This is a genomic window from Cupriavidus basilensis, assembly GCF_008801925.2.
Classification (GTDB): Bacteria; Pseudomonadota; Gammaproteobacteria; order Burkholderiales; family Burkholderiaceae; genus Cupriavidus; species Cupriavidus basilensis.
This window is the reverse complement of record NZ_CP062804.1, coordinates 2,537,444-2,559,774: the sequence shown is the minus strand read 5'-3', so window position 1 is coordinate 2,559,774 and position 22,331 is coordinate 2,537,444. Positions and strand designations below refer to the sequence as shown.

Genomic DNA, 22,331 nt, shown 5'->3' with positions numbered 1-22,331 from the left:
GCAAACCGGCATGGTCGTCATGCCGGGGCGATCACGGTGGTCTGCTCACCCAGGTCGATGGTGCCGTCATCCGTGCGAATCGAGGCCCGGATGCTATCGCCGGGCCGAAGGTAGGCGGGATTGGTCATGCCGCGGCGCACGAACATGCGCCATTTACCGGCGTCGCTCAGAAAATGTTTTGCCATGAACATGGCGAGCTTGCCCGGCGCGCGCGCCGCGCAACCGGCAGGTGTGCCGGTGGCGATCAGGTCGCCCGCGTGAACGTCGTGCATGGATGCCAGTTCCGTCAAGGTTGACGCCGGCGCGTGGATCATATCGGCGCAGTAGGCGTCCTGCCGGGGCTGTCCGTTGACATCCAGGCGCATCCGCAACGCCGGCCAACGTTGCCACTCTTCCGGTGTCAGCAATATGAGCCCGGGGCCAACAGGTCCGAAGCCGCGATAGCTCTTGCCCTTGTAGAACTGACCCTGCGGCAATTGCACGTCACGCGCCGACAGGTCATTGACGATGGTCACGCCGGCAAGCCAATCACCGAGAGCGTCGGGGCTGACCTTCACGCCCGGCTGCAAATCCCGCCGCAGCACCAGCCCGAGCTCGATCTCGTAGTCGAGCAGCTTGACGTGGGCCGGGGAGGCAACCGGAGCATCCGCGGCCGTGATGCATGAGGACGCCTTCGTAAAGATCGTGTTGAATGGAAAATCCTCGACACGCAGGCCGGATTCCATGACGTGGCTGCGGTAGTTGACCCCCTGGCAGAGGAATTGCTGGTTTTGCGTGACGGGAGCCAGAAGCTGGACGGCCTCGCGCGCAATCGTTGCCTGCGCCGCCGGCACTTGCCAGATGCTCTGCCAGTGTTTGGCAAGCAACTCGCCAGTGGTCGCGGCGTTGCCCTGCAACGGCGCGATGCGCGCGCCAAAGAGAATGCCCCATTGCGGGCCATCCGTATGGATGTAGCGAATGACGGTACGAGACATGATACTTCCTATGGAATTGCCAAGTTCTAGAGCCAGGGCCTGGCGGGTGCACCCAGTGCCGTTTCGATCAGTTTGAGCCGCGCCGGCGCAATCGCCTTGCGCTGTACCAGCCTCAGCACCTTCAGCACATTGCGCAGAGTCTTTCTTGGCTTCATGGAAGCCGGTGCGTCTGCCCCCCAGGCCCAGATGCCGCCGAAATCAAGCGGCGAGTAAGCGGTTTCGAAATCCGCGGTGAACAGGTCGCCATCGGTGTAGTGCTCCAGCTCGAAACCGTCCGGGTCGCGCCAGTAGTCGAACAACTGGCTGCCCAGCAAATGCCGCCCGATGCCCCACATGTGCGAATGGCCTTGCGCACGCAGCACCTGCTGACCTTGCCCAAGCGCATCGAGATCGATGACTTCGTAAGCGCTGTGCTCGTATTTCTCTTCGATGCCACCCACCAGTACGAGGGTGTGGTGGTCCGCTGGCGCCTGGCCAAGGTCGAGCCGGCAGAAGGCCAGGTTGGGACTGCCATCCGCGAGGTACTGCACATCGGTGGGAATGACGCCGAGCACGTTCATGTACCACGCCGCCATGGTGGCAAAGTCCACGGTTTGAAAGACAACATGACCCAGCCGGACAATACTGGCGGGCTCAATCGGGGTGCGAACGGTGCGGTTGACGCGCGGCGCATGTTGCGCCGTGTTGGTCAACGTCATGGGTGGGCGCATGGGCAGCGCTTCGACACGCTGCTGGCCTTGCAGGAGCCAGACACTACGGCCAGAGGGATCGAACAGCTCGACACCGCGGCCGCCTCCGGGAATCTGCTGTTCGGTCAACCACGTGGCGCCAAAGCGATCGACATACCGATGCAAGTCGGTATCGTCGGACATGCGAAAGGCAGGCCCAACGAAGCGGCTCGCCGCCGAACGTTCGGCCACGGCAATGCAAGGGGCCGTCCCGACGCCACGGGCCGTGATCCGGCCAGGCGAGACGCTGACCAGTTGCATGCCGAAATCGCGCCAGAAGCGTTCAGTCGCCGCCAGGTCTTTTTTTTCCCAGCGAAGGAATGCCAGCTCCACGGCTCTGCCGCATGGCTGTGGGCGATTCAGTCTCTGCACGCCAGGTGGCAGCCGACTCTCCGGATAAGACTCCGGCTGACGGAGTACTCCAGTTGACTTGGGCATGAGGTCTCCAACCGCTGAGCGGTCCATTTGTCATTGTTTTGGATTTGCGCCGTGCATGCTGGTGCCGCCAAGGAGGCGCCACGGCGCTTGCGACGTCGGCATGTGTCGGCAGGCGACGTCGTTTACGGATTTAATAATAGTCCAAGTGTCATAATGACATATATGTCGTTAACACCTAGATGGCGAAAAAAAAGCGAGCTGGTCGCCCGCTTCGCCGTGCCCAATGTGCGGGGTGTTTCACGTCTAGCGGTCAAGGGATTGCACGCCGGCTGCTATGTCGGCCGCGGTTGCGGCGAGGATCTCCCGATACGCTTTCACCACGCCCTCCATCTGCCCGGGCGCGGGCACCTCGGTTTCGGTGCGGCCGCTCAGAACCTTGCCATCCGGCAGTCGCCGCACGGTCCAGGCGATGGTCGCCGCGGCCCACTTGCCCACATTGGCGTCGAGGTTTACCACCTCGGTCGTTACCCGGAAGGCCGGCTGCGTCGCCGGCAGGCCGCGCTGGTAGACATCCAGCGCGCCAAGCGTGGATTGCAGTTGCTGCGACAGCGCATCGCGTAGCTCGTCGGGTAACGGGGACGTCCAGCGCGATGTGTCGAGCAGCTTCACCTCCCCGCTGGTGCCGTCACGCACTACCAGCTGAATGCGGTTCAGCCGTTCGGGCACGCGCACCGGCGTGACCTCGATCCATAACGGTTCGCTGCTACGGCTGGCTCGCCCTGTCACGGCCGGCGTGACGTTGGAGCGACTGGCTGCCAGCGTGTAGTAGCGCGCCTCGGGCGACGCGCAGCCGTTCATCATGGTCATGCCCGCGGCGGCCAGCGTAAAAAACAGCGTCATACGTTTCATCATTTCTCTTCTCTCTTGCCTTGCAGCAGTGCTTCGGGATGCCGCTCGAGATAATCGGTCAGCGTGCGCAGCGAGACTGCCGTTTGCGTGAGTTCCTGCATCATCCGACGCGTGTCCTGCTGCAGCGATGCGTCGGGCGCCAGCGCGCCATTGGCCGTGGCGAGCGTGCGGCGCACATCCTTCAACGCGGCGAGCACTTCAGGTGCCACATCGCCATTGACCTGTGCCACGAGCTTGTCCGCGTTGACGAGCATCTTGTTCATGGACACCATCGCCGTGCGCGCGTCCTGCCCGATCTGGTCAAACGGCACTTTGCCGATCTTGGTCACAATGTCGCCAAGCTTGGCCTGAAGCTCGTCGAAGGTGCCCGGCGTGGTGGGGAACTCAGGCAGCGACCCGTTCAGGTCCAGATCAGCCGGCAGAGTTGCCCTCGGAAAGAAATCGAGTGCCACATAGAGCTGGCCTGTCAGCAGGTTGCCGGTGCGCAACTGCGCACGCATGCCGCGCTGTACCAGGCTATGCACGATGGCGAGCTTGCGCGCGTCATCAGCCACGTCTTTCTCGTGCAGTCCCATGCGAGACGGATAGAGTTCCACCACCACGGGCATGCGGAAGGCCTTCTTGTCACGCTGGTATTCGATACCGATCGAGCGCACTTGCCCGACGGTCACACCGCGGAAATCGACTGGCGCACCTGGAGACAGGCCGCGCACGGACTGATCGAAGTTGAGCACTGCCAGTGCGGGGGCGAGTTCCTCCGGCTCCTTCATGGCTTCCGATTGGTCCGCCGCAAGCAGGAACTCGGTGTTCTCGGCGGCCGTGGCGTGCGCAGTCGAGTGCTCCGGCGCCTGGAAGGCAAGGCCACCAAGCATCACGGTGACCAGCGACTGCGTGGACAACTTCAGCCCGTTCGCATCGAGCTTGAGGTCGACGCCGCTGGCATGCCAGAAGCGCGTATCGGCGCAGACGAGCTTGTCATAAGGCTTGTTGACAAAGATCCGCAGCGTGATGTCGTGGCCGTTCGGCTCGAGTTGATACGCTACGACATGCCCGACCTGCACGCGACGATAGTAGACCGGTGAGCCGATGTCGAGCGAGCCCAGGTCTTGCGCACGCAGCACGAACTGCCTGCCTGAGGCGTCGGCAGTGACTGTCGGCGGGACTTCGAGACCGGTGAAGCTGCGCGTCGTCTTGCCTGACTTGCCGGCATCCACGCCGATATATGCGCCTGATAGCAGCGTCTCGAGCCCCGACACGCCGCTGGTGGCAAAGCGAGGCCGCACCACCCAGAAGCGTGTGTCGGCCACGGCGAAGGTCTCTGCGTCCTTGGACAACGCAATCGTTGCGATCACATGCGAACGGTCCGCTGCCAGCCGTGCCGTCTTCACCAAGCCGATATCGACGTCCTTGTAGCGCACGGGGGTCTTGCCTGGTGTCAGGCCTTCGGCGGTGCGAAATGTGACGGTGATCTCGGGCCCGCGCGATGCTAGCGTGTTGATCAACAACGAAAGCCCGACCACCGCCGCAACGAGGGGGATCAGCCAGACGAGCGAGGGTAGCCAACGCGCGCGAGGCTTGCGCACGGGCGGCGGTACACCATGAGGTGGGGGATGATTAGTGTGTTCAGGCATGATCGGAGTGCGGAAATTCGATAGAGGGAGGCGACGTATCAAACGCATCCCACAGCAGACGGGGATCAAAGCTCAGTGACGCGAGCATGGTCAGCACGACATCCGAGGCAAAGGCCAGGGCCCCGCCCCCGGGCGTAATCGTGGCCAGCGCCCCGACCTGCACCAGTGAGGCCAGCAGTGCCACGACGAAGATGTCGAGCATGGACCATCGGCCGATGACCTCGACCAGCGCGTAGAGCCGGGTCTGTTCTCGGATGCGCCAGGTCGATCTGCGGCGCACCGATATCAGCAGCAATGTCAGGATCATCATCTTCAGCAGCGGGACAACAATGCTGGCGATCAGCACCAAGAGCGCCAGCACGTGCGAGCCGGACAGCCACAGATAGATGACGCCGGACATGATGGTGTCGCGCTGTGTACCGAGAATTGACTGCGTCACCATCACCGGGAGCAGATTGGCTGGGATATACAGAAGGTAAGCGGCCAACAGGAAGGCCCAGGTGCGCGACGCGCTGGCTGGCTTGCGACGATGCAGCAAGGCGCCGCAGCGCGGACACGGTCCGGCCTCGAGCGTCATCGGGCTGAGCCGATCACAAGCGTGGCATGACAGCAGGCCGCGCGAAGCAGCGGTAACGTGGGGCAACTGAGTCGTGGTCATGGTGCGGCGTCCGGCGTGCAGGTGTGTCTGTCATCTGCACCCTGCGCGTCGAGGTAATGCCACAGGTCGCGTGGATCAAAGGACAGGATCGCGGCAAGTACGACCACGAGGGCACCGAACGACCAGAGCGCGACGCCAGCAAGCACCTGCGCTATGGTCGACAGCTTTACCACCGTCACCAGCACGCCAATCATGAACACTTCGATCATGCCCCACGGCCGCGTCAGGAGAATGCCGCGCACAACGCGGTCGAATCCGGGGGGCATGCGGTGCTGTGCCATTGGCACGAGCAGGTAGCACATCATGAGTAACTCTGCCAGCGGAAGCAGGATCGTCGTGGCGAACACGAGCATCGCCACCGGCGACATGTCATGCGCGTAGAGTGCTTGCACGGCGCCCCATAGCGTGGTCTCCACGCGCGAGCCCTTGAGTTCCATGGCGACAATCGGGTACGCGTTAGAGATCATGAACAGGATCAGAGCGGTCACCACAAGCGGCAGCAGGCGGCGATAGGCGAGCGAACTGTTGCGATAGAGGGCACCGCCGCAGCGCAGACAAGTGGCACGTTCGCCCGGTTGCAGTGTCACGCGCATATGGAGTGCATCGCAATGCTCGCACGCAACCAGCCGATGCATGGCCTGCGGTGGATCTGGCGGCGGAATGTGGTTCTGATGCATTGAGGCAAGCAGTGCGTCGATCGCACCGGGTTCATTCGAGATTCCCGCATTCTGTTACATAATGACTTTAATGTCATCATGACAACAAGTATCTTGTAAAAATTGCGATGGGCACGTCTGCTGCAAAGCACCTCCTTGTCCCACCGTTCAGCAGACGCTGCGCACTCGGTGCGAGCCGGGGATGGCACTGAGCTTGTTCGTGTCAAGGAGGGCGGGACGTGGCCTACGCCATGGTGTCGGCGTTGTAGCGGCGTATTGATATAATCATCCAATCACATAAGGTCCTAAAATTGAAGATGCCTGCCGCCCCTGATCCTAAAGACCATCGCCCTCGCGTTGCCGCTGAGCGGCGTGCACGGATGCGCATGCGTCTCATTGAAAGCGCGATGATCGTCTTTGCGCAACGAGGTGTCGGAGTCAGCGTGATTCCGGAAGTCATCGCGGCGGCTGGCGTCTCGCAAGGTTCCTTCTACAACTACTTCCGCACCAACGACGATCTGCTGGCGGCTGTCAGCGAGGCGCTCAGTCGCGACATGGTGCAAATGATCGAGAGCGTGGTTGGCGATATCGAAGATCCGGCGTTGCGTGTTGCAACGGGTTTTCGCTTGTATCTGCACCTTGCGCGATCCTATCCTGTGGTGGCGCAGTTTCTATCCGGCACAGGCCTGACCTTGGTCGGCAAGAAGAGTGCCGTGTACGAGTACCTGCCCTCGGATGTCAAGGAAGGCCTGAAGACTGGCACGTTTGACGAGGCATCGGCCGATGTTGCATTGGACATGGTGGCAGGCGCGGGGGTAATCGCCGTTCACCGTATGGCCCAGGGAAAAACGACCAAGGATTATCCCGAGCGGATTGTCCGGGCGGTGTTGCGGTCGCTCGGCGTGTCCGCATCGAATGCCACAAAGTTGACCTCCGCGCCTTTGCCAAAGCTGGTCGTTCCGCCTGAATCACTGCTCGAAAAGGCACAGGAGAGGCTCGCCGAAATGGCCGAGCCCTCCAACTTGCGCGCATAGCCAACACTACGATACTTCGCCGCTCGCTTCGGCGAGCAAGCCATCGAATAGCACTTCACTCGCATCCAGCGGCGACTTGGATATCGCATCAGCCACCGCTTCGTCCACGCCTAAGGCGCGCAATGCCACGGCAGCGGCGAGCTCCGAGAAATCTTCGCGACATTCGGTTTCAAGCATGTGGTGCATCGCGCTCATTGCCGCGCCGGCGACGATATTGAACCCCAGGGCGGTCGGCATGCGCTTGAAGCGCTTGCGTCGAATACCTTCCTCTACGTCCCTGCGGACAAACTCCAGCATATTGGGCGCCTGGTAGCCAGCCCAGCCCAGCCGACCCAGGATTGCAGCCACTCCCGGCTGGCGTATCGCAAGCATCGACGCCAGCCGTATTCCCCTGGCGATGTGCTCGGCCAGGTCGTCATGGCCGCGCACAATGGGGTCGGCGGCCCGCTCCCATTGTTCAGCAATCTTCCCGACAAGCTCCCGCACGATCGCATCTGACGACGGAAAGTACTTGTAGAACGTTCCACGGGACACCCGTGCGGCCGAAATGATGTCATCGATGGAAGGCGTTGCGGCGCTGTTCTCTACCATCAAGCGCATTGCACTGTTCAGCAACAGCGAGCGCATACGCTGCCGCCGCTTTGCCGCAACCCGCTGACGGTGGTCGCGAGTCTCCCACGGCTCGGTTTCAGCTGCCAATCTCTTCGGTATCGGGGTCATTGATCTGTTTTTTTCCTCATGGTCAATGAGTCGACATAGCCGCGCTTCCTGCGCCTTCAGTCCAGGCCCATCACGTCACTCCGCATCCAGCGCTTGTCTGCGCGCGTCCACTTGCTTGTGGTCGCCATGCACCTTCTTCGTCTCATGTGGAATCCGGTACGGCATAGTCGTCCCGGTTCGCTCATAAAATAAATTCTACGTCATCATGACACATAAGTCAGTATGATGTATATTCCGGGCTATCGGGAAGGGCGAAAGCCCTGACAGGCCTGCTGTCGCATACGCCAGCACGAGTCCGTGGGGCGGCTCGGCAGCGTGGATCGCTGATGACTCGCAGGCGAGCGACGGACCTTACTTGAGGGCAGAAATTGAACAGGAACTATCGAGCGGCAGCTCTTATCATCATCGCGGCACATCTGCTAGCAGCCTGCACACCGCACTCTGCGTCTGAACACGCGGACGTAAGGCCGGTGCGGACAGTGGTCGCCGGACGTACCGCCGGGTCGGTCGGCGCGACCTACTCAGGCGAGATTCGCGCGCGTTACGAAAGTCAGCTTGGATTCCGCACAGCCGGCAAGATCGTCGCGCGCATGGTGGAGGTGGGCAGCCACGTCAAGCGCGGCCAGCCGTTGTTCCAGCTCGACCCCACCCAGGAGACGTTGCAGGTGGCTGCGGCGGGTGCGGAGGCTGATGCCGCGAGGGGCCGGGTAGCCCAGGCGCGGGTGGATGTTCGGCGTACCGAGCAATTGCTCGCGCAGAACTTTGCCTCGCAAGCCGAGCTGGACCAGCAGCGGCTGGCGCTCAACCAGGCGGAAGCACAACTGCGTTCTGCCCAGGCGCGCCAGCAGCTGAATGCCAACCTGCGCGGTTTTACCACGCTCCTGGCCGACCGCGATGGTGTGGTCAGTGCAGTCAACGCGGAAGCCGGGCAGGTGGTCGCGGCCGGGCAGTCGATCGTGACCGTTGCGGCTGACGGCGAACGCGAGGTCTCGATCAGTATTCCCGAGTCGCGAGTCGACGAACTGCGTAAGGCGTCGACGCTGAAGATCACGGCCTGGGCGCATCCGGACAAGTCATGGACCGGCAAGCTCCGGGAGCTTGCGCCGGATGCGGACAGCATCACGCGGACGTACTCGGCACGCATTTCCATTCAGGACGCGGATCCGGACCTCCTGCGGCTAGGCATGACAGCGTCTGTCATAGCACCGGACGTGGACGGCAACGGCGTTGTCCGCGTGCCGCTGACCGCTATTGTCGATCATGAACATGGCCGGCAGGTGTGGGTGGTTGATCCGAAGACGTCGCGGGTGATCGCGCGTGAAGTCAAGCTGGGCGCCGCGCAGAATGACAGTGTGATCGTGGTTGGGGGACTGGCGGGAGGAGAGACCGTCGTGAGTGCCGGCGTGCATATGCTGCAGCCTGGCCAGCAGGTGAAGGTGGCCGAGGCGGTAGCTGTCGCCAGGGCGGGAGGTGTGAAGTGAAAGGCATCAACCTGTCCGAATGGGCACTGAAGCACCAGCAGATGATCGCGTTCCTGCTATTGCTGTTGTCCGTGGCCGGCGTGCTGGCCTATGGCAGCCTTGGCCAGAAGGAAGACCCGGAGTTCACGATCAAGACCATGGTCGTCCAGGCGTACTGGCCGGGGAGCTCCGCCCAGCAGATGGCCGATCAGGTCACTGACAAGATCGAGCGCAAGCTGCAAGAGGTGGCGGAGATCGACTATACGTCCACCTATGTGAAGCCGGGCGAAACGCAGGTCAAGGTGAACTTGCGCGAGGACGTACCACCGGGCGCAGTGCCGGACGTGTGGTACCAGGTCCGGAAGAAGATGGGCGACATCCGGCATACCCTGCCACAGGGCACGCAGGGACCTTTCTTCAATGACGAGTTCGGGGACACCTTCGGTAACCTCTATGCCATCACTGGTGATGGCTTCGACTATGACGATCTGAGACGGATTGCAGATGCCGCGCGTAACGAGTTTCTTCGTGTCGGCGACGTCAACAAGGTCGACCTCGTGGGCAAGCAGGAACAGAAGATCTATGTGGAAGTCTCCACCGCCAAGCTCGCCTCGCTGGGGATCGACCCGGCACTGATTGCGTCGACGCTCCAGCAAACCAATGTCGTGACGTCGGGCGGGACGGTGCAAACCACTGCGGAACAGGTGCGGCTGGCTGTCAGTGGCGAGTTTGACTCGGTCGAAGGAATTCGCGCCATCGGCATCCGTGCCGGCCAGCGTACCTTCCGCCTTGGCGATATCGCCGACGTCCGTCGGGGCTTTGTGGAGCCTGCCACCTCGAGGATGCGCTTCAACGGCAACGAGGCGATTGGACTTGCGGTGAGCATGCGCAAGGGCGGCGACGTGATTCGGCTTGGCACAAAGCTGGACGAAACGGTCAAGCGCATCGAGTCCACCTTGCCGGTGGGTGTGCAGATCCACGCCGTAAGCGACCAGCCACGTATCGTCGAGCATTCCGTATTCGAGTTCAAGAAGAGTCTGGCCGAGGCAGTGATCATTGTGCTCGTCGTGAGCTTCCTGTCGCTGGGCTTGCGCACGGGACTGGTCGTCGCGCTCAGCATCCCGCTCGTGCTGGCCATGACGTTCCTGGCGATGTATGTGATGGGCATCGACTTGCAGCGCATCTCGCTAGGTGCGCTGATCATTGCGCTCGGACTATTGGTGGATGACGCCATTATTGCCGTCGAAATGATGGCACTGAAGCTCGAGCAGGGCTGGGATAAGTTCCGCGCCGCCACCTACGCGTACACGGCCACGGCTTTCCCGATGCTTACCGGCACGTTGATCACGGCGGCGGGCTTCCTGCCGGTCGGCTTTGCGAAGTCGGGCACCGGCGAATATGTGTACTCCCTGTTCCAGGTGGTGGGCATTTCGCTGTTGTTGTCGTGGATCGTGGCCGTCCTCTTCACGCCATACATCGGTTTCAAGCTGTTGAAGGAGCATGCGCATGCGTCGCATGACGAGGATGCCGTCTACCAGCGCGGCTTCTATGTCAAGTTCCGCCACTTCATTGACTTCTGCCTTAAGCAGCGCGTGTGGGTGCTCGGCATCACGCTCGCGGCATTTGTCGGCGCACTGGTGCTGTTCAAGGCGATACCCCAGCAGTTCTTTCCCGCGTCAGACCGGGCCGAACTCATTGTGGACCTGTGGATGCCGAAAGCCTCGACCTTTGAGGCGAGTCAGCGCGAGGTCCAGACGCTGGAAGACCTGCTCAAGGGCGATCCGGACATTGCTGCCGTGACCAGCTTTGTTGGCAACGGTACGCCACGATTCTACCTGCCGCTCGATGTGCAGACGCCCAATCTGAACCTGGGCGAGATGCTGGTGATGACGAGGGGCGGTGAGGCACGGGAGCGGGCGAAGGAGAAGCTCGAGAAGCTGTTCGACGAAAGATTCCCGAATGTGCGGGGCCGCGTCAATCGACTGGAGAACGGTCCGCCAGTCGGATACCCGGTGCAGTTCCGCGTGTACGGGCAGGACAACGTCAAGGTTCGCGCGATCGGTCAGCAGGTGGCCGACATCATGCGCGAAGAGCCGCATGTGCGCCAGGTCAACCAGGATTGGGGCGAACGCATCAAACGCGTGCAGATCGACGTGGACCAGGATAAGGCGCGTGCACTGGGCATCAGTTCAGGCCAGATCAAGGAAGCCCTCGAGGCCTCGTTGTCGGGCACGCCAATCACGCAGTACCGTGAGGAGGACCAGGGTATCGACGTGGTCGCGCGCCTCGTCGCGGCGGAGCGCACGGACCTGAACAACCTGAAGGATGCCAAGATCTATGTGCGCGACGGAAAATTTGTGCCGGTCTCGCAAGTGGCCCGGCTCACGCTTGACAGCGAAGACAGCGAGCTCTGGAGGCGCAACCGCGTGCCAACGCTGACCGTTCGTGCCGACATCGCGGGGGCGCAGGCACCTGACGTCACGCGCGCGCTACAGCCGAAGATCGATGCATTGGAAAAGGCGCTTCCGCTCGGCTATGGCATCGAGATCGGAGGCGCTTACGAATCGAGTGAGAAGGCCCAGCGTTCTGTTTTCGCGGTGATGCCGGTGACGATTATCGCGGTGCTCTTGCTGCTGATGATTCAACTTCAGGACATGAAGAAGATGGCGATGGTCCTGCTGACCGCGCCGCTCGGGCTGATCGGTGTCAGCGCGATCATGGCCACATTTCAGATTCCATTTGGCTTTGTCGCCATGTTGGGTGTGATCGCCCTCGCTGGAATGATCATCCGCAACTCGGTGATCCTGGTCGTACAGATCGATCAGGACGTGGGCGCGGGCGTCGCACTGTGGACAGCCATCGTCGAAGCGGCGGTGCGGCGGCTGCGTCCGATCGTGCTGACTGCCTTGGCTGCAATTCTGGCGATGGTGCCGCTTACCCATTCCGTGTTCTGGGGCCCGATGGCGTGGGCAATCATGGGAGGACTCGCCGTCGCCACGGTGTTGACGCTCGTCTTTCTTCCCGCTTTGTATGCGACCTGCTATCGGGCCAAGCGCCCGGAGACCGTCTGATCGCAAGTATGACGATGAAAGTTATGTCGATGAAAAGATTGAGTATGGCCCTGCGGGCCGGGCAAGTGGCGTTGGGCTGCATGCTTTTCCTGAACGCTGGAGCGTCGGGCGCTATCGATCTCGTGGGGGCCTACCAACAGGCCTTGGCGCATGATCCGACAAGCCTGGCTGCAAATGATGCGCTCACGGCCGGGCGTGAGAAGGCTGTGCAGGGCGATGCCTTGCTGCGTCCCCGCGTAAGCCTCCAGGCGGCACTGGATCGGATCAACAATCGTTCGTCCGCCAACCCGCCAGCCGAGCTCGCGCCCTTGGTTTCCGCCGATAGTTCGGGCACGGCGAGGCAGGCCGGCGTCTTGCTCGTGCAGCCGCTTTACGACAAGACCGCGGTAGCCACGAGGAAGCAGTTGGGCGAGCAATCGAACCTGGCGCAAACGCAGTTCGACCAGTCTCGCCAGGATCTGGCCTTGCGGGTGGCCGAGGCCTATTTCGGCGTGGTATTGGGCGAGGAAACGCTGCGTGTAGTGCGGGCCGAGAAGGCGGCCTTGCGACAGCAACGGGACCGCGCGAAGGCGCGCTTCGACATCGGCCAGGGCAAGATCACCGATCTTCATGAAGCCCAGGCGCGCCTGGATGGCGTGGAGAGTCGCGAAGTCACGGCGCAGTCTGCGTTAGAGCAACGACGCACGCGCTTCCTGGAAACGGTCGGCCTGCCGCCCGATCAGCTCAGCGGGCTGGCGCCAAATTTCGCGCCGCGACCGCCGGAACCGGACAATCTCCTGGCGTGGCAGGCAAGGGGTGAAGATCAGAACTACGTCGTGAAGACCAAGCAGTCGGAGCTCGACATTGCCCGCGCGGAGATCGACAAGTACCGCGTCAGCAGTCGCCCGACCGTCGCGCTCGTGGCCCGTTACGGCGCCCAAGGCCAGACCGGCAACCTGGCTCCCTGGGTTGCAGCCAGCAACACCCGAACCGCGACGATCGGCGTGCAGCTGAACATTCCGCTGTACGCGGGCGGCGGACTGGATTCGCGCGAGCGGGAATCCGTTGCGAGAAGGAGCCAGGCGGAGCAGGAGGTTGCCGCCGCCCGGCGAGACGTGCGCTTGAATGTGCAGGACGGATTCCTCTCGGTGAAAACGGGCGTGTCGCGCGTCGCCGCGCTTGAGCAGTCGTTGACTTCGGCGCGTAGCGCGCTCGCGGCGACGACGCTGGGCCGGGACGTTGGCACCCGTACGGAACCCGACGTACTGGACGCACAGCAGCGCGTGTTCGCCGCTGAGCTTGACTTGGTTCAGGCACGCCTGGACTACCTCCTTGGCCGTCTGCGGCTTGCCGCCGCGGCGGGGGAACTGAGCGAGGAAACCTTGCGCTCGTTGAATGCCTGGCTCGCAGCCTGATCGCGAAATCCTATGCTAGGAGATCTGCAGCACTATTGGAGCAGCGCCTTTCTCGCTGCCAACGCGTTTATCGGGCTGAACATGGTGGGCGCGCTGCTGCTCGGGATGCTGGTGGGCTACGAGCGCTCGTACAACGGGCGCGCCGCCGGCATGCGCACCTACGGCCTCGTGTGCATGGCGTCCACGGCGCTGACGGTATTCGTCGGTCACGCGTCGCTCTGGTATGGCGGCGCCACGGCGCACATCCAGGCAGATCCGACCCATACTATCCAGGGCGTGGTCACCGGCGTCGGCTTCCTCTGCGCCGGGGTCATCATGAAGGACGGCATGCGCATCCGCGGCCTCACGACCGCGGCGTCCATCTGGGCTGCCTCGGCCATAGGCGTGTTGCTCGGGGTTGGCTTCTATGCCGCCGCGTTGGTGCTCGCCGTGCTATGCGTGGGCTCGATGTCCCTGTTGCACCGGCTGGAGTCCAGGCTTCCGGGGCGCATGACGCTTGATGTGTCGCTGACTTTCCAACCCGGCGAAGCACCGGACTTCGATCTGCTGATCGACAGGGCAAGGTCTCGCGGCTATCGCGTGCTGCACGACAGCCTGACCATCACGTTTGCCGACAACCAGGCCGTGTGGCGAGTCAGCCTGGTCGCACCGGACAAGGCGCGCGCGCTATCGCCGGCGGGACTGGCGGCCGAGATGGCTGCAACCCAGGGAGTCTCTCGGTTCAGTATCGTGCCGGTGCGCAGTTGATCCGGGTATCGGTTCTCACTTCAATCTTTGAATGGCGTTGCCGGGCCTTTTGCGACGTGTGCGGATTGGCGCGATCGCCATCAACGCAGTATCAGGCTCGACATTTCGGAGGTTCCGGCTGTTGCACGCTCGGCGGGCCCATCTTCCAGGAACAGGTCATGCAGGTGGCTATGCTGGCGGCTGGTTTCAGTGCCGGCGAGGCTGACCAACTGTGCCGCGTGATGGAGGAACATGCCAACCCGGTGGCATCAACCGAAGGCGCGGAGGTCGTCAGCGACGATGCGCGATGGGCCTCACGCTGAACCGGTACCCGCTCACCGCTCACCGCTCACCGCTCGACGCTTTGATCCGGCCCCAAGCTAGCCACCTACCAGAACCGCGAACTCGCCCGCGGCTGCGGCATCGTGACCGTGCGGCAGCGTCCTCGGCCAACGGCGTAGTCTTCATGGCGCTGGAATCAGCGTGAGGATTCGGAGTGAAAAACTGGTCGGTTCAGGATTGGGTCGGACCGAATTCGAGCGAAAGCAACGGCTTGTGTTAAGGCTAGGTTCGCCTCAAGGCAACGTGCCTCAGCCCTCACTAGGGTGGTGAGATCCCTAGCCACAATTCCGCTCATCGACTGCCTCAAGCAGGAAATCCAGGAACGTGCGCACCTTTGCCGACAGATTTCGGCTGCTGGGATAGACGGCCGAAACCGCCTGGGCCGGTGGACGTACGTCCGCCAGTACCTCGACCAGGCGACCGCTACGAAGATCATCATCAACCGTGAAGTCGAGCAATTGCGCGATACCGGCATCGCTGAGTACGGCAGCCAGCGTGCCCAGCGGGTGATCAAAGGTCATGCTCGAGCGAATGGCGACTTCGCTTTTGGCATTCCCCTCGGCAGAAAAAGTCCAAGGCAGGACGCGTCCGCTATCGGGCATAAGCAACCCCAGGCAATTATGCTGGCGCAAATCATCGGGGCTGCGGGGGACATCATGCTGGCGCAGGTACGCTGGCGTGGCGACGACACGAAACTGTGCCTCATGCAAGCGGCGCACAACCAGCCTTGAGTCTGCTATCGGCCCCAGCCGGATAGCCATATCGAAGTCCTGTTTCACGAAATTAGCCAACGAATTGCTAAGAGAGACTTCGATCCTCACTTGCCCCATGTAGCGCTCGACGTACCGTGGGATCAGTGGGATGACGCGCTTGATGCCGTAACTGTAAGGCAGGCTTATGCGCAGCACGCCGCGAGGCCTGCTATGGCAGGTAAGCGCCTGCTCTACTTCCTGGATGCTCTCCAGCGCCTGGTGGCAGGTCTTGTAGTAAGCAAGTCCGTCGTCTGTCAGGCGGATGGCGCGGGTTGTGCGCTGAAACAGCTTGATTCCCAACCTGTTCTCCAGGCGCCGCACAGCCTTACTAATCGCGGACGGCGTGGTCCCCAGGCAGGCCGCCGCCGCGGTGAAGCTCTGCGCTTTCGCCGCAGCGCAGAACAGTTCCACTGTATTCAGTTTGCTCGTGTCCAGATCTTTCATGACGTGTGTCCCCGAAAGGAAATATCGCGGCATCATCCGTTGCCGCGCGGAGCTTGGCCAACGTGATATGGCCGACTCGCAATGTTGCGTGTTCAAGAATTTGTGCCGCCGTGGCACAAATGAAATGCCGCCGGATGACTTCTTGTTGGTAGGGACTACTCGTAGAGTATGAAGCCATCAGGATCGCAACGATATGGAGTCTAGGGATGAACAAAATCCAATCCTTTTCTGCGTCACCGAGACTGCACTTGGGCGTAGTCGTAGGGCGCGCACTGCTGGGCGCGCTGTTTGTCGTATCTGGCTTGTTGAAAATCGGACATTTTGCCAGCGTTTCGGCAATGCTCACAACCTTAGGGCTGCCATTCGTGCAGTGCGTCACCGTCCTTGTCATCATCGTCGAAGTTGGGGTAGGGCTGGCATTGGCGCTAGGTTGGAAGACGCGGTTCGCCGCTGCGGTACTGGCGCTGTTTGTGGTTCCAGCCACGTTTATCTTCCATAGCTTCTGGTTCGCTGACTCTGCCAACTACAGCAACCAGCTGAATCATTTCCTCAAGAATTGCGCCCTGTTCGGCGCATTACTGATGCTCGCATGCACCAATGCAATCCCGCGCCTCGGCCGGGCTGCCGACTAGGCAAAGTCGAGAGTCCGTGGCGAAACTTCGGTCAGGATCTGAGCCGGGTTGCCGTCAATATCCAACAATGCCCCAACAGGAGGCACCTGCGATGTTTAAACCGCAGCCCACTATAGACGTTTCGGCGGTCGTGGACACAAGCCGCCTCAGCACCTTCCAGATCTGGATCCTGCTGCTGACTGGCCTGACAGTCATCATCGATGGGTTCGACGTGCAATCCATGGGCTTCGTCGCGCCCGCCATCATCCAGGCCTGGGGCGTGGACAAGGCTGCGCTCGGCCCTGTATTCGGCGCGGGCTTGCTGGGCATGCTGCTGGGCTCGCTGGCCTTCAGTGTCGTTGCCGACAAGGTGGGGCGCCGCCCGGTCTTGATCTGGGCTACGCTTGCCTTTGCGCTGTGCATGCTCGCCACTTCCCAGGCAACCAGCATTACGCAACTGCTGGGGCTGAGGTTTGCTACCGGCGTGGGCCTGGGCGCCATCATGCCCAACGCCATGGCGCTGGCGAGCGAGTTCAGCCCCAAGCGCAAGCGCGTGACGCTGATGATGCTGGTGTCCAGCGGTTTCACTGTCGGCGCGGTGCTGGGTGGCCTGATCTCGGCCGTGCTCATTCCGGCCTGGGGCTGGCAGTCCGTTTTCATCGTGGGTGGCATCGTGCCGATGGTGCTTGCGATCTTGATGTTTCTGCAGATGCCTGAGTCCATGCAGTTCTTGGTGGTGCGCGGCGTGCGGCATGACCGGGTAGCGGCGTGCCTGCGCCGCATCGACCCGTCCCTGGCGGTCACGCCGGACACGCACTTGGTCGTGCCCGGCGCTCGCCAGGGTGGCGTACCCGTGCTGGAGTTGTTTCGCGGCGGCCGCGCCAGGATGACCTTGCTCCTTTGGGCAGTCAATTTCATGAACCTGCTCAATCTATACTTTCTCTCTAACTGGCTACCCACGATCGTCAAGAGCGCCGGGCTCCCGACTTCGGCGGCGGTGCTGGTAGGTACGGCGCTGCAGATAGGTGGGGTGGTCGGAACGTTAGCGATGGGGCCGGCGATTGACCGCATCGGCTTCTTTAAAGTACTCGTGCCTGCCTTCCTGTTGGCGGCGGTCACAATTGCAACTATCGGTCAGCCCGGTCTACCGCTGGGATTGCTGTTTCTCGTTGTCGGTATCACTGGGATCTGCATCATTGGCGGTCAGCCTGCGGTGAATGCCCTGGCTGCCACTTACTATCCGACCTCGTTGCGCTCCACTGGCGTGGGCTGGAGCCTGGGAGTGGGACGAGTCGGCTCCATTGTGGGGCCGGTGGTCGGGGGTGAACTGATCCGGTTGAACTGGTCGAATGCCGACCTATTCCTCGCTGTGGCTGTGCCGGCCGTGATCTCCGCGCTGATGCTGTTTCTGATGGCGAGGCGTCCCCACTTGGCGATCCACGCGAGCGCGGCGCAATGACGGCGTTGTGTACGCGGCACGTGCCGTCTTCCGACGAGCGTTCTTTGACGGCCCCTTGCGATCATCCATGAGGCCGTCCTGAAGATCGCCCGTCGCTTCATCTCTTGGCGACATCTCGGGGAAGTCATGTTGTTAGGTCTTCATAGAAGGTGTCGAAGGTGCCGTGACTCGCGCAAACGTTCACATCCCCTCCAGCGAATCCGGCACCTGCGATCCGCTACAGAGGGAAACCATCTACCCCGGAGGTGTCGAAAAGCCAGGTAAATGACCGCTCGCCACTGACCAGATGGCGGTTTCGCCGAGTGCGACATTGATGCAGGGAGGGTTGGCATCCAGGCGGCCGAAGCGGTCAGCCGATTCGCCGGAAGCCGTTCCTCCTGGTGGATTGAGTGGATCAGCCCAAACCGGGAAGAGGCGATATAGCCGAAGGGGAAATGCGAAAGCCAGGGCGGCGATCTTCGACATGAGGAACTCCAGCGGAATGGCTACGTGAGCGGAAATGGTGCGGCGTATCGAGAACCATAGATCACCGGACTCAACGCCACGCTGTCGTCCACCTTACGGAATTGTCATTCAGCGCTCATCGGATTTCGGTTAAAAATGACGTTCGGAACTGGGTTTCCTACTCAAGGGACATCAAATGAAAATTCTGATCGTCGAAGACGAGGCCAAGACAGCAGACTACTTGCGCATCGGTTTGACCGAGGGCGGATGCGTGGTCGATGTGGCAAGCAATGGCATCGATGGGAGGCATCTGGCTCTACAGAACGACTACGACGCGATTGTGCTTGATGTCATGCTGCCGGGTATCGATGGATTTGCCGTACTGGAAGCGCTCAGGGCCAGCCGGCAGACGCCTGTGATAATGCTGACCGCCCGTGACAGGATCGAAGACCGCGTGAAAGGTCTGCAGGCGGGCGCTGATGACTACTTAATAAAGCCCTTCTCATTCCTCGAACTGCAGGCACGATTGCATGTGTTGATCCGACGTGGAAAGCCGCAGGAAATGGTGCATCTTCAGATCGCCGACCTCCACGTGGATATGTTGGCGCGCAAGGCTTATCGCGGCAATGTGAGGCTGGAGCTGACCGCCAAGGAGTTCAATCTGTTGACCACGTTGGCGAGGCGCAAGGGAAAAATACTATCAAAGACGGAGCTGGCGGAACTCGTGTGGGATATGAACTTCGACAGCAACACCAACGTGGTCGAGGTTGCGGTCAAGCGGCTGCGGGACAAGATCGATGGGCCGTATGATAACAAGCTGCTACACACCATTCGTGGTATGGGCTACGTTCTAGAGTCCCGGATCAATGATGTGACGCAATGATACGCTCGATTGCATTCCGACTCTCGATACTATTCGGCCTGGTCGGGCTTTTAGTGTTCGCGCTTTCAGGCATCGCGCTATATCAAGGACTCCGTCATACGCTCGATCAGCAATTGGACAACGACCTGCGTGCGAAACTGGAGGTCGTCCAGAACCTCGTGGAGAAGGTGCCGTCGGTCGAGCGGTGGGGTGAGTTACGCGACACATTGACCATGTTGACCACCACGGACGGAAACACTCGCTTCTGGATTTCCTGTACGGATCCGTCGCTGAACTACGGAAAGAACTTTCCGTCCGCGCTTCATCCGCCAGGGGACAGCCGCATCAAGCAATTGGTGCTCGATGATCCGCAGCACCCGCTGAGAACCCTTGGGAGAATGCTAAAACCGCTGGTGGACCATCCGGAGATCCATCTGGTTGTAGGCGTAAGCACAATGCAGATCGAGGCAACGATGCGAGCTTTCGCGGTCGGACTGACCATAATCTGTTTGTGTGGCATCGGACTCGTCAGCGGACTCGGCTACTGGGTGGCACGCGTCGGACTGCATCCGGTAGCGCAGCTATCTGCTTCCGCGCAGTCACTCAGCCCGAGCAATCGGGCTCAACGTTTGCACCTTGTTCCGGCAGTGAGTGAGCTGACCCCTTTGGTCTCATCGTTCAATGGCGCGCTAGACCGGCTTGAATCCGCCTATGCGCAGCTAGAAGGCTTTAGCGCCGACGTAGCGCATGAACTGCGAACGCCGATAGGAAACATGCTTGGAGCCACGCAGGTGATGCTCACTCGCGAACGCAGCGCGGCAGATCTGCGCAATGTATTGCAGTCAAATCTCGAGGAGCTGGAACGTCTCGGCGCCATCGTCAATGACATGCTATTTTTGGCCCGAGCCGACCAGGGAGAGGCTGCACAAACATTGAGGCAGACCAGGCTCTCCGACGAAGTGAAGAAAACGGTTGAATTCCTGACGCCATTGATTGACGAAAGGGCCCTGACGGTCCAAACAGAGGGAGACGCAGAAACACTTGTGGACCAGGCGCTATTCCGGCGAGCGATGACCAACTTGCTGCACAACGCCATACAGTACTCGTCTCCCCGTTCGCACGTGCGCGTAACAATGCGGGTGTGCCTGGAAGGCGCTGAAGTTGCGGTGTCAAATGTTGGCGCCCAAATCGCATCGGAACACCTGAGTCGTTTGTTCGACCGTTTCTATCGCATTGATTCATCACGCGCGCGCGGCGCGGACAGCCACGGCCTCGGCCTGGCGATCGTCAAGGCCATAGCACGCATGCATGGCGGCACCGTTTTCGCCAGCAGTAGCGAAGGCATAAACACCTTCGGTATGAGAATTCAAGGCAGTATGCTCGAGGGCCTTCAGAATCGCCAACGTCCCTGACCTGTCGGCGATGTCCGCAGAAGTCAGGTTCACCATTAGCTGCCGGCCACTCCTGCCCGCGGCAATATGGCGCTTGCGCTAGACCATCATCTTTCCCGCCAGGCGGGGTCGCCTTTCCTGCATACCAGTCCGCGCGGCAACGGGTGCTCGTCGACAGGATCGTGCAGTACCGGCCCGGAAGCCGGTGTCATGGCAGTGTCGCACTTGCCACCGGACCACACTCCGAGAGGCCGCCTCCCAGGGCGCGATACAGGTCGATGGCATTGGCTAGGCGAAGCTGGCGCGCCTGTATTAGCGCCTGCTCCGCGGCAAGGAGCTGCCGCTGCGCATCCAGCGATTCCATTTGACCGCCCACGCCATTGCGCCATCGCTGGCTGGCAAGCCGGTACCGCGCGGCCTCGGCGTCACGCATCTGCACCTGGCCCTCCACCGTCTCCTGCAAGGTGGCGAGCGCCGATAGCGCATCGGCCACTTCGCGGAACGCCACTTGGATGGTGCGCTCATAGTTGGTGGCCTGAATGCGCAGGCGAACCTCGGCCAGATCGAGATTCGCACGGTTGCGGCCTAAATCGAAGACCGGCAGCACGAGTTGCGGCGCGAATGACCAGGTAGCGGTGTCGGATCCGAAGAGGCTGGCGAGGGTAGGGCTGATGCTGCCCGCCGTCGCGGTCAGCGTGATGCGCGGGAAAAATGCCGCGCGCGCCGCCCCTACAATGGCATTGGCGGACTGCAACTGTTGCTCGGCCTGGCGGATGTCGGGCCGCCGAACCAGCAGGTCCGATGGCAATCCGGCCGGAATGTCGGCGATTACGCTGTTTTCCGACAGCGTGAGCGGTGCAGGTAGCCCTCCCAGTGCGGCCAACGGGGTTCCGACCAGCACTTCCAGCGCGTTCTGCGCCTGCGCGCGAAGGCGGCCCAGCTCGGCCACCGCCACACGGGCCTGGGCGACCAGGGATTCGTTATCCTGCAGGTCCAGCGCCGCAGCCATGCCGGCGTCGTAGCGCTGCCGGGTGAGCGCGTAGGTGCGGTTGCGCGCGTCGAGCGTGGAGCGAGCGATGGCATACTGCTCCGCGTACGAGCGCTCCGCGAGATAGGCCTTGGCGACTTCCGCCACAAGAGAAAGCTGCGCGGCGCGACGTGCTTCTTCGGTGGAAAGGTACTGCGCGAGTGCCGCATCGGATAGGTTTCGCACGCGGCCGAAGAAATCCAGTTCGTAAGCGATGACAGCACCACCGGCTTGGTAGGACTGTCGGATCTCGCCTTGACCATTGCGCGATTGCGCGGCGGATGTCCGCTGGCGCGTGAAACCCGCCGTCGCATCGAACTGCGGCAGCAAGTCGGCGCGCTGCACGCGATAGAGGGCGCGCGCTTCGTCGATCCGGAGCGCGGCCACGCGCAGATCGCGATTATTCTCCAGCGCGGCGGCAATCACGCCTTGTAGGCGCAGGTCGCGGAAGAATTCGCGCCAGCCGATGTCGCCGGCGCTGCGCGATGTGGCCGGGGCTGGCTTGGCAAAGCCTTCAGGTGCGTCAGGGTAGGCGGGGGCCACTGGCGATGCAGGGCGTTCATAGGGGGGCGCAAGGGTGCAGCCGGTCATAAGGAAGCCAGCCAGCAGCGCGGTCAGTCTCGGGATCATTTCAGGGCTCGGACGTGCGGTGGGCGCTGC

The 22,331-nt window shown here is 61.7% G+C and carries 19 protein-coding genes and 1 pseudogene; 10 read left to right on the top strand and 10 right to left on the bottom strand.

Annotation, left to right across the window (positions count from 1 at the left end):
• Positions 1 to 17 precede the first annotated feature (17 nt).
• The 6 genes from F7R26_RS32345 to F7R26_RS32320 all read right to left on the bottom strand — a co-directional run bounded on the left by F7R26_RS32345 (position 18) and on the right by F7R26_RS32320 (position 5,955).
• Entirely contained in the window at positions 18 to 896 is an 879-nt protein-coding gene (locus tag F7R26_RS32345) for a fumarylacetoacetate hydrolase family protein (RefSeq protein ID WP_338404722.1), read from the bottom strand.
• Between the two features lie 104 nt (positions 897 to 1,000).
• Entirely contained in the window at positions 1,001 to 2,035 is a 1,035-nt protein-coding gene (locus F7R26_RS32340) for a VOC family protein (RefSeq protein WP_241754611.1), read from the bottom strand.
• Positions 2,036 to 2,383: 348 nt separating this feature from the next.
• Positions 2,384 to 2,992: a PqiC family protein gene (locus F7R26_RS32335; protein WP_150986681.1), complete on the bottom strand. Its 609-nt coding sequence runs from the start codon at positions 2,990 to 2,992 to the stop codon at positions 2,384 to 2,386.
• Positions 2,989 to 4,620, bottom strand: a complete 1,632-nt coding sequence (locus tag F7R26_RS32330) for a PqiB family protein (protein WP_150986682.1) — start codon at positions 4,618 to 4,620, stop codon at positions 2,989 to 2,991. Before F7R26_RS32330 ends, F7R26_RS32335 begins: the two co-directional genes overlap by 4 nt.
• Entirely contained in the window at positions 4,613 to 5,278 is a 666-nt protein-coding gene (locus F7R26_RS32325; protein WP_150986683.1) for a paraquat-inducible protein A, read from the bottom strand. The genes F7R26_RS32330 and F7R26_RS32325 overlap by 8 nt, the downstream gene beginning before the upstream one ends.
• Positions 5,275 to 5,955 carry a paraquat-inducible protein A gene (locus F7R26_RS32320; protein ID WP_150986684.1) on the bottom strand — a complete coding sequence of 227 codons (681 nt, stop codon included), beginning with the start codon at positions 5,953 to 5,955 and terminating at the stop codon, positions 5,275 to 5,277. The genes F7R26_RS32325 and F7R26_RS32320 overlap by 4 nt, the downstream gene beginning before the upstream one ends.
• Before the next feature lie 365 nt (positions 5,956 to 6,320).
• On the opposite strand from F7R26_RS32320, the gene F7R26_RS32315 reads away from it, so the two are divergent.
• Positions 6,321 to 6,968 carry a TetR/AcrR family transcriptional regulator gene (locus F7R26_RS32315; protein ID WP_241754610.1) on the top strand — a complete coding sequence of 216 codons (648 nt, stop codon included), beginning with the start codon at positions 6,321 to 6,323 and terminating at the stop codon, positions 6,966 to 6,968.
• 6 nt (positions 6,969 to 6,974) lie between these two features.
• Here F7R26_RS32315 and F7R26_RS32310 read toward each other — a convergent pair whose 3' ends face one another.
• Positions 6,975 to 7,688: a TetR/AcrR family transcriptional regulator gene (locus F7R26_RS32310; protein ID WP_150986685.1), complete on the bottom strand. Its 714-nt coding sequence runs from the start codon at positions 7,686 to 7,688 to the stop codon at positions 6,975 to 6,977.
• A gap of 479 nt (positions 7,689 to 8,167) precedes the next feature.
• Here F7R26_RS32310 and F7R26_RS32305 point away from each other — a divergent pair, with 479 nt between their 5' ends.
• The 5 genes and pseudogenes from F7R26_RS32305 to F7R26_RS41850 all read left to right on the top strand — a co-directional run.
• Entirely contained in the window at positions 8,168 to 9,169 is a 1,002-nt protein-coding gene (locus F7R26_RS32305) for an efflux RND transporter periplasmic adaptor subunit (protein ID WP_241754609.1), read from the top strand.
• Complete coding sequence (locus F7R26_RS32300) at positions 9,166 to 12,219, top strand: efflux RND transporter permease subunit (RefSeq protein ID WP_150986687.1); 3,054 nt, start codon at positions 9,166 to 9,168, stop codon at positions 12,217 to 12,219. Before F7R26_RS32305 ends, F7R26_RS32300 begins: the two co-directional genes overlap by 4 nt.
• 8 nt (positions 12,220 to 12,227) lie before the next feature.
• Positions 12,228 to 13,613: a TolC family outer membrane protein gene (locus F7R26_RS32295; protein WP_241754608.1), complete on the top strand. Its 1,386-nt coding sequence runs from the start codon at positions 12,228 to 12,230 to the stop codon at positions 13,611 to 13,613.
• Positions 13,614 to 13,625: 12 nt separating this feature from the next.
• Positions 13,626 to 14,360 carry an MgtC/SapB family protein gene (locus F7R26_RS32290; protein WP_150986688.1) on the top strand — a complete coding sequence of 245 codons (735 nt, stop codon included), beginning with the start codon at positions 13,626 to 13,628 and terminating at the stop codon, positions 14,358 to 14,360.
• 125 nt (positions 14,361 to 14,485) lie between these two features.
• A pseudogene (locus F7R26_RS41850) lies at positions 14,486 to 14,584 on the top strand (hypothetical protein); the annotation flags it as partial.
• 372 nt (positions 14,585 to 14,956) lie between these two features.
• On the opposite strand, the gene F7R26_RS32280 reads toward F7R26_RS41850, so the two are convergent.
• A complete protein-coding gene (locus tag F7R26_RS32280) occupies positions 14,957 to 15,877 on the bottom strand; it encodes a LysR family transcriptional regulator (RefSeq protein ID WP_150986690.1) in 921 nt (306 codons plus the stop codon).
• A gap of 206 nt (positions 15,878 to 16,083) precedes the next feature.
• Between F7R26_RS32280 and F7R26_RS32275 the strand changes: the two genes are divergently transcribed.
• Positions 16,084 to 16,509, top strand: a complete 426-nt coding sequence (locus tag F7R26_RS32275; RefSeq protein WP_150986691.1) for a DoxX family protein — start codon at positions 16,084 to 16,086, stop codon at positions 16,507 to 16,509.
• A gap of 91 nt (positions 16,510 to 16,600) precedes the next feature.
• A complete protein-coding gene (locus tag F7R26_RS32270; RefSeq protein WP_150986692.1) occupies positions 16,601 to 17,947 on the top strand; it encodes an MFS transporter in 1,347 nt (448 codons plus the stop codon).
• Between the two features lie 234 nt (positions 17,948 to 18,181).
• On the opposite strand, the gene F7R26_RS32265 is transcribed toward F7R26_RS32270, so the two are convergent.
• Positions 18,182 to 18,412, bottom strand: a complete 231-nt coding sequence (locus F7R26_RS32265; RefSeq protein ID WP_150986693.1) for a hypothetical protein — start codon at positions 18,410 to 18,412, stop codon at positions 18,182 to 18,184.
• Between the two features lie 175 nt (positions 18,413 to 18,587).
• Between F7R26_RS32265 and F7R26_RS32260 the strand changes: the two genes are divergently transcribed.
• Positions 18,588 to 19,274, top strand: coding sequence for a heavy metal response regulator transcription factor (locus F7R26_RS32260; RefSeq protein WP_150986694.1), 687 nt, complete (start codon positions 18,588 to 18,590; stop codon positions 19,272 to 19,274).
• On the top strand, positions 19,271 to 20,665 hold the full coding sequence (locus F7R26_RS32255; protein WP_150986695.1) for a heavy metal sensor histidine kinase: 1,395 nt from the start codon (positions 19,271 to 19,273) through the stop codon (positions 20,663 to 20,665). Before F7R26_RS32260 ends, F7R26_RS32255 begins: the two co-directional genes overlap by 4 nt.
• 187 nt (positions 20,666 to 20,852) lie before the next feature.
• On the opposite strand, the gene F7R26_RS32250 is transcribed toward F7R26_RS32255, so the two are convergent.
• On the bottom strand, positions 20,853 to 22,301 hold the full coding sequence (locus tag F7R26_RS32250) for an efflux transporter outer membrane subunit (RefSeq protein ID WP_150986696.1): 1,449 nt from the start codon (positions 22,299 to 22,301) through the stop codon (positions 20,853 to 20,855).
• Between the last annotated feature and the right edge of the window lie 30 nt (positions 22,302 to 22,331).